This is a genomic window from Streptococcus ovis DSM 16829 (assembly GCF_000380125.1).
Lineage (GTDB): Bacteria > Bacillota > Bacilli > Lactobacillales > Streptococcaceae > Streptococcus > Streptococcus ovis.
The window spans coordinates 1-13,903 of the sequence record NZ_KB904562.1; the positions used below are offsets into that span (position 1 = coordinate 1).

Consider the following 13,903-nt stretch of genomic DNA (forward strand, 5'->3'; position numbering starts at 1 on the left):
GTATAAGAGCATCTTTGTTCGTTTTTTGTTTTAGTGTTCAGAGTATGGTCCCTAGACCACTAGTTATGTTCTATATAAATCTGCTTCGCAATAGCATCGGGTATCGCTAACTGATGATTGGCATATTCAATGGTATGGGTTTGCGCAAACGAATCAATATCTGTTAATTCAATTTCAGTGCCAATTGTTAACTGGTGACCTTCAAGATATTTGAGGAGTTCAAATTCATCATGAACTCGACGAATGGTGAACTTTCCTAAAGAAGTTGCCTGAAAAAGCGTTTCATGATGTTTTTCAGCTAAGATTTCACCTTTCTTGGGAATAGTTCCGCCATGTGGACAAAAAGTAGGAAAACCAAGATTTTCTTCTAAGCGATCAATAAAGAAATTAGAAACGGTATGTTCTAGAATTTCTGCTTCTGTGTGAACTTCGTCAATGGTGTAGCAAAGTTGTTGCAACAGGAAAAGTTCAATAAGGCGATGCTTACGATAGAGATCGGACACTAGTAGGAGTCCAGCTTCAGTTAGTCGATAGCCTCGTGTGCCATTTTTTTCAACAAGCTTTTCTTGGAGTAATTTCTTTGTCATTTCAGAGACAGAAGGGGCAGAAACTTTCATCTTTTCTGCAATTTTTTTATTGCTGATTTTTCCCTCCATTTCTCCGATTTCGTATATAATTTTGAGATAGTCTTCTTTATTTGGTGTCATATGTGCTCCTTTTTCGTTCTCATTATATCAAAAAAATACAGAAATAGCTTGACAGGAAGACTTGAAAAGGATATACTAATCTTAAAATTATGGAAACCTAATAAAATAAAATTAAAAGGAGAAGAGATGAAAAAAATCTACACCCTATTAACCATGTTATTTCTTAGTTTATCACTTGCGGCTTGTGGCAGTTCACAAGCAAAAGATGATAGCAAATTGGATGTGGTTGTAACCAATTCGATTCTTGCTGATATGACAAAAAATATCGCAGGTGACAAAATTAATTTGCACAGTATTGTACCAATTGGACAAGATCCTCATGAGTATGAGCCGCTTCCTGAAGATGTAGAGAAAACAACCACTGCCGATCTTATCTTTTATAATGGCATCAATTTGGAAAATGGAGCTCATGCTTGGTTTACAAAGTTGGTCAAAAATGCTGATAAGAAGGAAAATAAGGATTACTTTGCCGTTAGTGATGGTATTGATCTGATCTACCTTGAGGGAGAGAGTGAAAAAGGTAAGGAAGATCCACATGCCTGGTTAAATCTTGAAAACGGGATTATTTATGCACAAAACATTGCCAAACATTTGAGTGAAAAAGATCCTGATAACAAAGCGACCTACGAAAAGAATGTTGCTGCCTATGTAAAAAAATTAACCACTTTAAATGAAAAAGCGAAAACAGCATTTGAAGCAATCCCTGAAAATAAAAAAGTGATTGTGACAAGTGAAGGTTGCTTCAAGTACTTCTCTAAAGCTTATGGTGTACCTTCTGCTTATATCTGGGAAATTAATACAGAAGAAGAAGGAACACCTGAACAAACGACTTCTTTGGTGAAAAAATTGAAGGCAGGCCCAACTCCATCAGCTCTTTTTGTTGAATCAAGTGTGGATGATCGCCCAATGAAGACAATTTCACGCGAGACTGGTATTCCGATTTACGCACAGATTTTCACTGATTCTATTTCAGAAAAAGGTGAAGAAGGAGATAGCTATTACGCAATGATGAAATGGAATTTAGAAAAAATTGCAGAAGGCTTAGCAAAATAATGTTAAAGTAGAGCAAGGAGTTTCCTTGTTCCGCTTTGTTTAGGAGGAAAATGAGATGATTAGACTGGATCATGTGACAGTAGCGTATTCACAAGAACGCCCTGCGTTACACGATATATCCTTGACCATAGAGGAAGGAAAAATTGTAGGAATCATCGGACCAAATGGAGCTGGTAAATCGACTCTTATGAAGGCTATTTTAGGGTTGATTGATTCTAAAGGGCAAATTGCTCAATGCGATGGTGATGAGGATTTACATGGGCGAATTGCCTATGTAGAACAGCGTAGCCAAATTGATATTCACTTTCCGATGACAGTCAAGGAGTGTGTCTCTTTAGGACTCTACCCTAAAGTAGGACTATTTCGCCGTTTAGGAAGAAAGGAATGGCAAGAAGTCGAGAAAGTTCTAGATACAGTAGGTCTCCTAGATTTGCAAGAACGCCCGATTACCGATTTATCAGGAGGTCAATTTCAAAGAATGCTCCTAGCTAGATGTTTGGTACAGGATTTGGATTATTTATTTTTGGACGAACCTTTTGTTGGGATTGACTCTGTTAGTGAACAGATGATGGTTCATCTCTTAAAGGATTTGAGTAAGAATGGCAAGACAATCGTCATTGTTCACCATGATTTGAGTAAGGTAGAAGAGTATTTTGATCAGCTGATTTTACTCAATACTAAATTGGTTGCGTATGGTCCAGTTCAAGAGGTATTTACACCGGATTACCTTCGGGCAGCCTATGGAGAATTGATTTTTTTAGATAGGAGTGGAGCAGCATGCGATTTATAGAGGGGTTAACTCAATATCATTTCCTCCAAAATGCCTTGATTACAGCAGTCATCATTGGAATTGTGGCAGGAGTATTGGGATGTTTTATCATTCTACGTTCAATGTCTTTGATGGGAGATGCAATTTCACATGCGGTATTGCCTGGCGTAGCACTCTCTTATATTTTTGGAGTTAGTTTTTTTGTTGGAGCCATACTTTTTGGGTTGTTAGCTTCCATCATCATCACCTTTATTAAAGAAAACAGTGTCATAAAAGGAGATACAGCTATCGGGATTACCTTTTCATCATTCTTAGCCTTGGGAGTGATTTTAATTGGTATAGCCAATAGTTCAACAGACCTTTTTCATATTTTGTTTGGGAATATTTTAGCAGTACAGGATAGTGATAAGTGGCTGACGCTGCTGGTGTCAGGCTTGGTGGTAGCAGTGATTACTTTCTTTTTTAAAGAATTACTTTTGACTTCTTTTGATCCTACTTTGGCAAAAACAATGGGAATGAAAGTCCAATTTTACCATTATCTGTTAATGACTCTACTGACTTTGGTAGCTGTGACAGCGATGCAAAGTGTGGGGACCATTTTAATTGTTGCTTTGTTGATTACTCCCGCTGCAACAGCTTATCTCTATGCTCATAGTCTAAAATCAATGGTGTGGATGGCTGCGTTTTTGGGAGCCTTTACCTCTGCTCTAGGCTTATTTATTGGCTACACATTCAACATTGCAACAGGATCTAGCATTGTGCTTACGGGGACTATCCTGTTTGCTATCGCGTTTGTTTGCTCACCAAAACAGTCATTTTTTAAGAAAATAAAATAAAAGACTTCGCTGCACGAAGCCTTTTTGTTATGACATTTTATCGGTATACTCTTCAAAGTGATCGACAGTATTGTTATCTGTCACAGCTACCACCCATTCATCCTCATTAAATATATAATCAGGAGTGAGTTGGATTTCTAAAACTTTTGTATATTTACTGCGGTAACCGATAATATTCATTAGGTAATTTTGGCGCAGTTTTAATTCTCCTAAAGATTTTCCAATCCATTTGGCTGGTGCGTTGAATTCAATAATAGAGACATATTCATCTAATTCAATGACATGGGTTGTATCATCATGAAGAAGATGTTTGGCTAGGGAAATTCCAGTCTCTCGTTCAGGTGAGATAACACGGTCTGCCCCAATTTTGAGTAAGACTTCTCTGGCAGTCTTGCTTTTTACTTTGGCTACTACTTTAGGAATACCGAGAGTTTTACAGTGAAGGACGGCTAGGACACTTGATTCAAGACTGCTTCCTGTTGCGACGACAACCGTATCACAGGTGTCAATTCCTGCTGCTCGAAGAAGGTCTTTATCAGTAATATCTCCAACGATCCCCCTTGTTAAGATTCCTTCTAGTTGGTTAATCTGGCTTTCGTGATTATCCACTGCGATGATGTCACAGTGGTATTTACAAAGGGTTTTGGCAATGCTGGTACCGAATACTCCCAGTCCCAAAATCCCGATAGTATGTTTTTGCATAATTGCTCCTTCAAATAGTTTTTAATAGATTGGAAATCGTCACCCTAAACGATCATGGAAGATTTAGCATATTGGAGGGCGGCTGATTTTGGTGGATTTTTTGCAGAGAGGCTAATAAGAATGGACATTGGTCCGATTCGGCCGAAGAACATGAGGGCCATGATGATAAATTGTCCTCCCATTGTTAAGGTAGGAGTCAAATTGGCTGTAACGCCGACTGTTGCGAGGGCGGACATGGTCTCAAAGATTAAAAATAAGAGAGGGGTTTCAGAGTCGGTAATACTGAGAGCAAAAAGACCTACTAAAAATGTCGAAATGAAGACAATAAAGACGGCTAAGGCCTTTCGTGTAGTAACAGTATCAATGGTCCGTGACATAAAATTGGTATGTGGAAGTCCCATGACCTCACTTTTCGCATAGAGAACAAGAGTCAAGAAGGCTGTGATTTTGATACCACCGGCTGTACCGCCAGGTGCTCCTCCTAGCATCATCTGAAAAATATATAATAACAAGCTAATGGGTCTTGCCTTCGTATAATCAATCGTTGCGAATCCTGCTGTACGCATGGTGACGGTTTGGAAAAAGCTGGCTAGAATTTTGTGGCCAAATGAAAAATTTCCAATTGTGTCAGGATTAGTGAACTCAGTGATGAGTGTTAACAGAGTTCCAATTGATAGGATAGCAGCTGTTAAACCAAGAACAACTTTTGTATGAAAACTTAATTTACGAACTCCGTCTTTCTTTCGCCATTGATTTTGGAAATCAAACCAAACGGAGAATCCGAGCCCTCCCATGATAATCAGGGATGCAATGACGAGATTGATATAGGGATTTTTTACAAAATCTACTAGACTAGATGCGCCTAGGTTATCAAATCCCGCATTACAGAAGGCGGAGATAGCTAGGAAAATGGATGTGAAGATTCCTTTTCCTAGACCTAATTGAGGGATGAAATGGAAAGAAAGAAGGAAGGCACCTAAACCTTCGATAAAAAAAGTAAAAGCAAAGACAGAAGTAATAAAACCCTTAAAATTTCGAGTATCTTCACGACTAAAACTTTCCTGAAGAGTCGCTAAGTTGATAAAGCTTAATTTGCGCTGGGCTTGCAGAGCGATTAACCCAATGAAACTAAGGAGACTGAGTCCTCCAATTTGAATTAAAATCATACAAAAGATTTGCCCAAGTGCTGTATAGGTGCTGGCAACGGGTACTGTGAAAAGTCCTGTTACACAAACCATGGAGACGGTCGTAAATAAGTGGTCCCAGTAGGTTGCTTCTGAGCTAGGCAGTTGTGAGATAGGAAGTGATAGCAATAGGGATCCAACAAAAATCACCCCAGCAAAGCTCCAAACGATTCGTTGAAGGGGCGTTAATGAAATGTTAAAAAAAGACATAAGCCTCTCTTTTCTCTAAAATAAAATATGAAAATATTGTATCACAAACTAGAAAAAAGAAAAGAAAAAACTGCTAAAAAAGCAGTTTTGACTGAAGTCTTAATCTTCAGAATGTTTTTGGCGCATTTTAACAACGATATGCATGAACAAACCGAAGAAAAATCCACTTATGAGGCTGCGAATCAATTGATAAGGATTTAGTAGAGTTGTTAAGAAATTGGTTCCATCAAACCAAAATTCTGTTAAACAAGCCCAAAGGTGCATGAAGCTTCCAAAGAAGAGACCACTCTTTAGCCCTGCGTACTGTAGTTTTTGCTGCTCTTTTTCAGTTAGTTCTTCTTTGTCAAACTCAGAAACTTGTGCTTGACGCCCTTTCCAAATCACAAATCCGAATAGTCCTATTAAAATAACTTCTAGTAGGATTGGATAGACGATAGCTATTGTTTTAGGATAACGATAACCTAGGATTAAGGCGATAGCATTGCCAATTAAGAGTAACCAACTCATCCAGATAAAGGCGATATTTCCTATTTTATCTACTTCACGGCGTTTGTATTCGTCTAAGGGACCCGTAATCCCATAAAAATGCTTGATAAGTTTATCTGTCACTGTTTCTTTTTTCATACTGTATCTCCTATTTTAATGATGCTTTACGCCTTGCGAATAACCCAATCAGCAGAGGAAGAAGGAAGTAGGGAAGGTAGGAACTTCCTAATAATCCAGTAATAGCTCCGGATGCTAGTCCTATGAGGCTACAAAATAGAACAGTTTTCATTGTTTCTTGTTTCATAATAGTTCTCCTATCAATTCCAAAATAAACTATTGAGATCGGTATCCAGAGATTCTGCCAGTTTGATACACAGGTCCAACGAAGGGTTGTACTTGTCATTTTCAATCATATTGATGGTCTGCCGAGAGACACCAATCTCTTTGGCAAGAGCAAGTTGGGACTTGCCTGTTTCTAGTCGAAATTCTTTGACGCGGTTCATCCGTCACCTCCGCTATGTCTATTATATGCGACACTTTGGTTTAAAATTTTTTGGCACGTCTGCCAAAAATGTCAAATATATTTGATAGATATAGTATAGCATATTTTTGGAGTGTGTCAATTATATCTGACACATTTTTTGAAAAAGTTTTCACCGATGAAATTTAAGGGAGTTTTTTTAAAATATGGTATAATGAATAGATATGACGAAAGAATTTAATCACACAACGGTTCTCTTACATGAGACAGTGGACATGCTAGATGTGAAACCAGACGGTATCTATGTAGATGCGACACTAGGTGGAGCGGGGCACAGCGAGTATTTATTAGGGAAATTAAATGAAAACGGTCATCTCTATGCTTTTGACCAAGATCAGACGGCAATTGATAATGCTCAAGTCCGATTAGCTCCGTATATTGAAAAAGGAATGGTGACTTTCATAAAGGACAACTTCCGTAATCTCAAATCGCGTCTAGGTGCATTAGGTGTGACTGAGATTGACGGAATTTGTTATGACTTGGGAGTGTCCAGTCCACAGCTTGATGAACGAGAACGTGGCTTTTCTTATAAAAAAGATGCGCCACTAGACATGCGAATGAATCGAGAGGCCACATTAACGGCTTATGACGTAGTCAATACCTACGATTATCATGATTTGGTGCGGATTTTCTTCAAATATGGAGAAGACAAATTTTCCAAACAAATTGCTCGCAAAATTGAACAGGCCCGTGACGTGAAACCGATTGAGACGACGACAGAATTAGCTGAGATGATTAAATCTGCTAAGCCTGCAAAGGAACTGAAAAAGAAAGGGCACCCTGCCAAACAGATTTTTCAAGCAATCCGGATTGAGGTCAACGATGAGCTAGGAGCAGCAGACGACTCCATCCAACAAGCGATTGATTTGTTAGCGTTGAATGGACGGATTTCCGTCATTACCTTCCATTCATTGGAGGACCGGTTGACCAAGCAATTATTTAAGGAAGCAAGTACAGTAAATGTACCAAAAGGGTTGCCTTTTATTCCAGATGATTTGAAGGCGCCGTTAGAGTTGGTTAATCGGAAGCCGATTTTACCAAGCGATGAGGAACTTGCGGCGAATAACCGGGCTCATTCTGCCAAACTGAGGGTAGCTAAAAAAGTTCATAAGCTAAATTCGCAACACTAATTTAAAAGAGGGACTTCCTATGTTACAAGACAAGAGACAGGATACAGCGATGCAATTGATTGAGGCAAAGATTAAAACCTTTAGCCGAATTGAAAAAGCATTTTATGGCAGTATTGTTCTGACAGGAATTATTTTAGCCGTGGGCATTGTATTTATGCAAACCCGCTTATTACAGGTCCAAACAGAGATGGCCCAAATCAATCAAGAAATCAGTGCCAAACAATTAGAACTCGATGATGCCAAACAGGCTGTTAATGAAATGGTGCGCAAGAGTCGTCTTCTTGAAATTGCGGAGAAGGCAGAGTTGACATACAATAATGATAACATTGGAGTGGCGGAATAAGATGGCCAGTAGAAAAAATAAATTTTTAAGATATGTCTTGAAAAACCGTAGGCTTCCGCATCAAAATAGAAGGCGTGTGGGCCAAAGTCTGATTTTATTGAGTGTGTTTACGTTCTTTGTTTTCTTGATTAACTTTGCAATTATTATTGGGACAGATAGCAAGTTCGGTCAAGATTTGTCAGAAGGCGCTAGAAGAGTCCATCAAACAACGATGACTGTGCAGGCGAAACGAGGAACGATTTATGATCGTACAGGGATTGCAATTGCTCAAGATTCAACGACCTATACGATTTATGCTATTATTGATCAAAATTATGTGTCTGAATCCAATGAAAAATTGTATGTCGAACCCAGTCAATTTGGTCAGTTAACAGATATCTTAAAGAAAAAATTAGATGTCGATAAAGAGTTTGCCCAAAAACAATTGAGCCAGAAAAATCTCTATCAAGTCTATTTTGGACCTAAAGGGAAAAATATTTCTTATAGTGACATGATGGCACTGCAAGAAGAGATGAAAAAAGCTGGGATTAAAGGGATTGGTTTTGATACACAACCAGGGCGGATGTATCCTAATGGGAACTTTGCAAGTTATTTTATTGGACTTGCACAGTTGACGGATAATCAAGACGGCAGTCAAAGTCTGCATGGACAAACCGGTGTCGAGGCAGCTTTGAATACGATTCTTTCAGGGCAAGACGGGAAAATCACTTATGAGAAAGATAGCTATGGGCGACTTGTTCCTGGAACAGAAAAAGTAGAAAAGAAAGTGTTAGATGGTCAGGATGTCTATACGACCATCTCAGCGCAGCTGCAGAGTTCCTTAGAAACCAATATGGATATCTTCTTTTCTGAGAAGACCAAGGGGAAATTTGCGAATGCTAGTTTGGTTTCTGCGAAGACTGGTGAGATTTTGGCAACGACTCAACGCCCAAGTTTTGATGCAGATACAAAGGAGGGGTTACAAGACAAGAACTTTAATTGGAGCACCTCACTTTTTCAAGGGAATTTTGAGCCAGGTTCGACTATGAAGGTGATGACACTGGCCTCCTCAATTGACATGGGGATTTTCCAACCTAATGAATATTATACAAACTCGACTTACACTATTGCGGATGCTAAATTTAACGACTGGTCTGTCAATGCAGGTCGTGATCCACAAACCATGACCTTTGCGAATGGATTTGCCTTTTCAAGTAATATTGGAATGGCGATGCTACAAAAGAAAATGGGGGATGAGACTTGGCTGAACTACCTTAGTAAGTTCCGTTTTGGTTACCCAACACGTTTTGGTATGAGTAGCGAATCCTCAGGCCTATTTCCTGCTGATAATATTGTGTCCATTGCTCAAAGTTCATTTGGACAGGGGATTTCTGTGACCAATGTTCAAATGTTGCGCGCATTTTCAGCTATAGGAAATAAGGGGGCAATGTTAGAACCAAAATTCATCTCTGCCATCTATGATGCTCAGAATCATGCAGCTCGTATTTCGAAACCAGAAGTAGTAGGGCATCCTGTTTCAGCAGAAGCAGCCGATGAGACATTGAAGTATATGATAACGGTTGGAACGGACCCCTATTATGGAACACTTTATGCTAAGGATGTCGGCCCTGTTATTCAGGTAGATGGATACGATATTGCCGTTAAGTCAGGGACAGCCGAGATTGCCAAGGAAGATGGAACAGGTTATAAGGAGGGAGCAAATGCGACGATTAATTCGGTTGTTGCAATGATTCCTGCAGAAGATCCAGAATTCATCATGTATGTCACCGTACAAGAGCCTGAATCATGGTCTGTTTTATATTGGCAAGACATCATCAATCCTGTTTTGAAGGAGGCGATGCTCTTAAAAGATAGTTTGAATTTAACTGAGCCTTCAAAGGATTTAGTAACTGTTGATACAGAAATCCCATACGCATTAGGGAATGTTGTTGGAGAGAATCCAGGCGATACGGCAGACGGGCTACGTAGACAGTTGGTACAACCAGTTATCGTTGGTAATGGAGATAAGATTAAGAAGGTTTCTGTTGAAAAGGGCTCGAATATTGAAGCCAATCAGCAAATTTTATTATTGACAAACCAACTGACTGAGGTCCCAGATATGTACGGTTGGACCAAGGCAAATACGGATAAATTTTCTCATTGGACAGGAATAGATATCACTTATAAGGGTGAGGGTGACAAGGTTGTCGCCCAGAGTGTAGACACAGGTTCTTCCATGGAGAAAACAAAAAAAATTACAATTACACTAGGAGAATAACATGCAATCTGCTATGCTAGCAGGAGCTGTTTCCTTTATAGGAACGGTTCTATTGATTCCAGTTTTTATTAAATTCTATCAGGCTAAACGTATCGAAGGCCAACAGATGCACGAAGATGTGAAGCAACATCAGTTTAAGGCTGGGACACCGACAATGGGTGGGACTGTATTTCTAGCAGTCTCAATCCTAGTCAGTCTCGCTCTTGCGAGTTTGTTCCACCAGCTGACGAGCGGTGTCCTTGCTATCCTCTTTATTTTGACCTTATATGGAGTGGTTGGATTCTTAGATGATTTTTTAAAGGTCTTTCGTAAAATTAACGAAGGGCTGAATCCCAAACAAAAACTTGCCCTGCAAATCGTTGGCGGCTTGGTTTTCTATTTTGCGCATGGTCATGCTTCTAGTGGCGGTAATTTGAATGTCTTTGGAATGGACATTCACTTAGGTGTTACCTATATCTTGTTTGTTTTGTTTTGGTTGGTTGGGTTCTCAAATGCAGTGAATTTAACAGATGGGATTGATGGTTTGTCTTCGATTTCAGTCGTTATTAGTTTAACAGCCTATTCTGTCATTGCGGTCATGCAGCAACAGTACGATATCCTTTTGGTTTGTATCAGTATGATTGGTGGTCTCCTCGGATTCTTTATTTACAACCACAAACCGGCTAAAATTTTCATGGGAGATGTAGGTTCTTTGGCGCTAGGTGGCATGTTGGCAACGATTTCCATTGCTCTTCACCAAGAATGGACCTTGTTATTAATTGGGCTGGTCTACGTTATTGAAACATCCTCTGTCATGCTCCAAGTAGCCTATTTCAAGTACACGAAGAAAAAATATGGAGAAGGTCGTCGAATCTTCCGAATGACCCCATTCCATCATCATTTGGAACTTGGTGGCTTATCCGGTAAAGGTGAAAAATGGAGTGAATGGCGAGTGGATGGTTTTCTATGGGGACTTGGCATTCTCATGTCTTGCCTGACCTTAGCGATTTTATATTTGTGATAGTAAACAGCAGTCATCTGCTGTTTTTTTTGATATAATGAACTGTACTAGAAAAAAGAGGAAATTATGAAATTTACAGAATTTACATTAAAAGAATACATTCAAGAAGCTCTAGCGGAGATTGGCTTTGTGTCAGCGACTGAGGTACAGGAAAAACTGATTCCCATTGTTTTAGCAGGACGGGGTTTAGTAGGGGAGTCAAAAACCGGTTCAGGGAAAACCCATACCTTTTTGATTCCGATATTCCAACAGTTGGATGAAAGTGTAGATCAGGTTCAGGCTGTGATTACTGCCCCATCGCGCGAGTTGGCAACGCAGATTTATCAAGCAGCACGCCAGATTGCGGAACATTCTGATATTGAAATTCGTGTGGCAAATTATGTCGGTGGAACGGACAAGGCACGTCAGATTGAAAAGTTGCAATCTAATCAGCCTCATATTGTCATTGGAACCCCGGGTCGTATCTACGATTTGGTAAAATCAGGTGATTTGGCTATCCATAAGGCAGGAATCTTTGTTGTAGACGAGGCGGATATGACCTTGGACATGGGCTTTTTGGAGACAGTGGATAAGATTGCTTCAAGCCTGCCTAAACAATTACAGTTTCTGGTCTTCTCGGCAACGATTCCGCAAAAATTACAGCCATTCTTGAAGAAATACCTGTCCAATCCAGTCATTGAACAAATCAAGACCCAGACAGTGATTTCAGATACCATTGCAAACTGGCTGATTTCGACCAAGGGTCGGGATAAAAATGCACAGATTTTGGAAATGACCAAACTCATGCAACCCTATCTGGCTATGATTTTTGTCAATACAAAGACGAGGGCAGATGAATTACACGCTTACTTGACAGCCAATGGTCTTCGCGTGGCAAAGATTCACGGAGACATTCCACCGCGTGAACGCAAGCGAATCATGAATCAGGTCAAGAATCTGGATTTTGAGTATATTGTGGCAACAGATTTGGCAGCGCGTGGGATTGACATTGAAGGTGTTAGCCACGTTATTAACGATGCTATTCCGCAAGATTTGAGTTTCTTTGTTCACCGTGTTGGACGGACAGGGCGAAATGGACTGTCAGGTATTGCCATTACCCTTTACCAGCCGAGTGATGATGCGGATATTCGCGAATTGGAAAAATTGAACATTAAATTCATTCCAAAAGAGATGAAAGACGGAGAGTTTAAAGATACATATGACCGTGATCGTCGTGTCCAACGTGAAAAATCACGAGAAAAATTAGATTTAGAAATGATTGGCTTGGTTAAAAAGAAAAAGAAAAAAATTAAGCCTGGTTATAAGAAGAAAATCAAATGGGCGGTTGATGAAAAACGTCGCAAGACCAAGCGTGTAGAAGCACGTGCTAAAGGACGTGCAGAGCGCAAGGCAAAACGCCAAACATTTTAAGGAAAAAGAGGGGCAAAAAGGCCTTTCTTCTTGCACGTATCCGGTCAGACTAAATTGTGTGCAAAAAAGACAAGATTTGGTAGACTATCAGTAGAAATAAGGAGTACTATGTTACAAACAATTTTAAGCCTCTATCTTCAAGGACTGGTCATCGCTACTCTTCTCGTCATTTTCCTCAGTGCTTGTTGGTTTATGATGCGAGTGGTAAAGGGGTTGGATAAAACAGTACGGGAGAGACGAGAAGCCCTCTATGATGTACTGATGATGAATGTTATGACAATCCCTATTGTTTCCTTTGGAATTGTTGGGATTTTGTTGATACTGAAGGCTTGGTAAATATTAGAATGGAGAAATAAATGTACGATACAATTATAATTGGCTCGGGTCCTGCTGGGATGACAGCAGCACTTTATGCAGCAAGAAGCAACTTAAAAGTTGCCCTACTGGAACGTGGAATCTATGGCGGTCAGATGCAAAATACAGCGGATATTGAAAATTATCCTGGCTATGCCAATATTTCAGGTCCAGAATTAGCAGAAAAAATGTACGAACCATTGGAAAAATTCGGCGTTGAACACGTTTTTGGACAAGTTGTCCGCATTGAGTCAGAAGGTTTGGTCAAGAAGGTCATCACAGAAGATGATACATTTGAAGCAAAGACCATTATTTTGGCGATGGGGGCGCAACACCGCTTACTTGGTGTTCCAGGAGAAGCTGAGTACAACAGCCGTGGCGTTTCTTACTGTGCAGTCTGTGATGGGGCCTTTTTCCGCGATCAAGACTTATTGGTTGTAGGTGGTGGGGATTCGGCTGTTGAAGAAGCGATTTTCTTGACTCGTTTTGCAAAGACTGTCACTATTGTGCATCGTCGTGATGAGTTGCGGGCACAAAAAGTTATTCAAGATCGTGCCTTTGCCAATGAAAAGATCAACTTTATCTGGGACAGTGTCGTCGAAGAAATCAAGGGTGATGAGCGTAAGGTTCAATCTGTGGTCATCAAGAATGTTAAGACAGGTGAAAAGGAAGAAAAAGCCTTTGGCGGTATCTTCATTTATGTGGGCTTAGATCCAATGTCAGAAGCAGTGGCAGATTTGGGGATTACAGATGCGCAAGGTTGGGTTGTGACCAATGAATTGATGGAAACGAGTCAGGCTGGTATCTTTGCTGTTGGTGACCTTCGTCAAAAGCATCTTCGTCAAGTGACGACTGCTGTTGGCGACGGTGCGATTGCAGGACAAGGTGTTTATGAATATTTAACACAATTGGAGGACTAAG

16 protein-coding genes are annotated in these 13,903 nt (G+C 40.0%); 10 read left to right on the forward strand and 6 right to left on the reverse strand.

Features of this window, described 5'->3' with window-relative positions; translation table 11 throughout:
• Positions 1–59: 59 nt before the first annotated feature.
• Positions 60–707 carry a metal-dependent transcriptional regulator gene (locus A3I9_RS0100005; protein WP_018377023.1) on the reverse strand — a complete coding sequence of 216 codons (648 nt, stop codon included), beginning with the start codon at positions 705–707 and terminating at the stop codon, positions 60–62.
• Between the two features lie 126 nt (positions 708–833).
• On the opposite strand from A3I9_RS0100005, the gene A3I9_RS0100010 reads away from it, so the two are divergent.
• Genes A3I9_RS0100010 through A3I9_RS0100020 form a run of 3 tightly spaced genes read left to right on the forward strand, consistent with a single transcriptional unit; the run spans position 834 to position 3,365 of the window.
• On the forward strand, positions 834–1,760 hold the full coding sequence (locus A3I9_RS0100010) for a metal ABC transporter substrate-binding protein (RefSeq protein ID WP_018377024.1): 927 nt from the start codon (positions 834–836) through the stop codon (positions 1,758–1,760).
• 55 nt (positions 1,761–1,815) lie between these two features.
• Complete coding sequence (locus A3I9_RS0100015; protein ID WP_018377025.1) at positions 1,816–2,550, forward strand: metal ABC transporter ATP-binding protein; 735 nt, start codon at positions 1,816–1,818, stop codon at positions 2,548–2,550.
• Positions 2,538–3,365, forward strand: coding sequence for a metal ABC transporter permease (locus tag A3I9_RS0100020; RefSeq protein ID WP_018377026.1), 828 nt, complete (start codon positions 2,538–2,540; stop codon positions 3,363–3,365). Before A3I9_RS0100015 ends, A3I9_RS0100020 begins: the two co-directional genes overlap by 13 nt.
• A gap of 27 nt (positions 3,366–3,392) precedes the next feature.
• Here A3I9_RS0100020 and A3I9_RS0100025 read toward each other — a convergent pair whose 3' ends face one another.
• From A3I9_RS0100025 to A3I9_RS0100045, 5 genes are all read right to left on the reverse strand, one after another.
• Positions 3,393–4,067 carry a potassium channel family protein gene (locus tag A3I9_RS0100025; RefSeq protein ID WP_018377027.1) on the reverse strand — a complete coding sequence of 225 codons (675 nt, stop codon included), beginning with the start codon at positions 4,065–4,067 and terminating at the stop codon, positions 3,393–3,395.
• Between the two features lie 44 nt (positions 4,068–4,111).
• Positions 4,112–5,461: a TrkH family potassium uptake protein gene (locus tag A3I9_RS0100030; protein ID WP_018377028.1), complete on the reverse strand. Its 1,350-nt coding sequence runs from the start codon at positions 5,459–5,461 to the stop codon at positions 4,112–4,114.
• A gap of 99 nt (positions 5,462–5,560) precedes the next feature.
• Positions 5,561–6,085 (reverse strand): DUF3278 domain-containing protein, encoded by a 525-nt coding sequence (locus tag A3I9_RS0100035; RefSeq protein WP_018377029.1) that lies wholly within the window; start codon positions 6,083–6,085, stop codon positions 5,561–5,563.
• Between the two features lie 10 nt (positions 6,086–6,095).
• The gene (locus tag A3I9_RS13300; RefSeq protein ID WP_018377030.1) at positions 6,096–6,251 is read right to left on the reverse strand and encodes a hypothetical protein; all 156 of its coding nucleotides are present in this window, start codon (positions 6,249–6,251) and stop codon (positions 6,096–6,098) included.
• 13 nt (positions 6,252–6,264) lie between these two features.
• Positions 6,265–6,450, reverse strand: a complete 186-nt coding sequence (locus A3I9_RS0100045) for a helix-turn-helix transcriptional regulator (RefSeq protein WP_018377031.1) — start codon at positions 6,448–6,450, stop codon at positions 6,265–6,267.
• A gap of 202 nt (positions 6,451–6,652) precedes the next feature.
• On the opposite strand from A3I9_RS0100045, the gene rsmH reads away from it, so the two are divergent.
• The 7 genes from rsmH (at position 6,653) to trxB (ending at position 13,902) form a co-directional block, all read left to right on the forward strand.
• On the forward strand, positions 6,653–7,618 hold the full coding sequence (rsmH, locus tag A3I9_RS0100050; protein WP_018377032.1) for a 16S rRNA (cytosine(1402)-N(4))-methyltransferase RsmH: 966 nt from the start codon (positions 6,653–6,655) through the stop codon (positions 7,616–7,618).
• A 19-nt stretch (positions 7,619–7,637) separates the two neighbouring features.
• Positions 7,638–7,961, forward strand: coding sequence for a cell division protein FtsL (gene ftsL, locus A3I9_RS0100055; RefSeq protein ID WP_018377033.1), 324 nt, complete (start codon positions 7,638–7,640; stop codon positions 7,959–7,961).
• 1 nt (position 7,962) lies between these two features.
• Entirely contained in the window at positions 7,963–10,218 is a 2,256-nt protein-coding gene (gene pbp2x / locus A3I9_RS0100060) for a penicillin-binding protein PBP2X (protein WP_026217257.1), read from the forward strand.
• Between the two features lies 1 nt (position 10,219).
• A complete protein-coding gene (gene mraY / locus A3I9_RS0100065) occupies positions 10,220–11,218 on the forward strand; it encodes a phospho-N-acetylmuramoyl-pentapeptide-transferase (protein ID WP_018377035.1) in 999 nt (332 codons plus the stop codon).
• A 66-nt stretch (positions 11,219–11,284) separates the two neighbouring features.
• Positions 11,285–12,628, forward strand: coding sequence for a DEAD/DEAH box helicase (locus A3I9_RS0100070; RefSeq protein WP_018377036.1), 1,344 nt, complete (start codon positions 11,285–11,287; stop codon positions 12,626–12,628).
• 108 nt (positions 12,629–12,736) lie between these two features.
• Positions 12,737–12,964, forward strand: a complete 228-nt coding sequence (locus A3I9_RS0100075) for a DUF4059 family protein (RefSeq protein ID WP_018377037.1) — start codon at positions 12,737–12,739, stop codon at positions 12,962–12,964.
• A 20-nt stretch (positions 12,965–12,984) separates the two neighbouring features.
• Complete coding sequence (gene trxB / locus A3I9_RS0100080) at positions 12,985–13,902, forward strand: thioredoxin-disulfide reductase (RefSeq protein WP_018377038.1); 918 nt, start codon at positions 12,985–12,987, stop codon at positions 13,900–13,902.
• The last annotated feature ends 1 nt before the right edge of the window (position 13,903 follow it).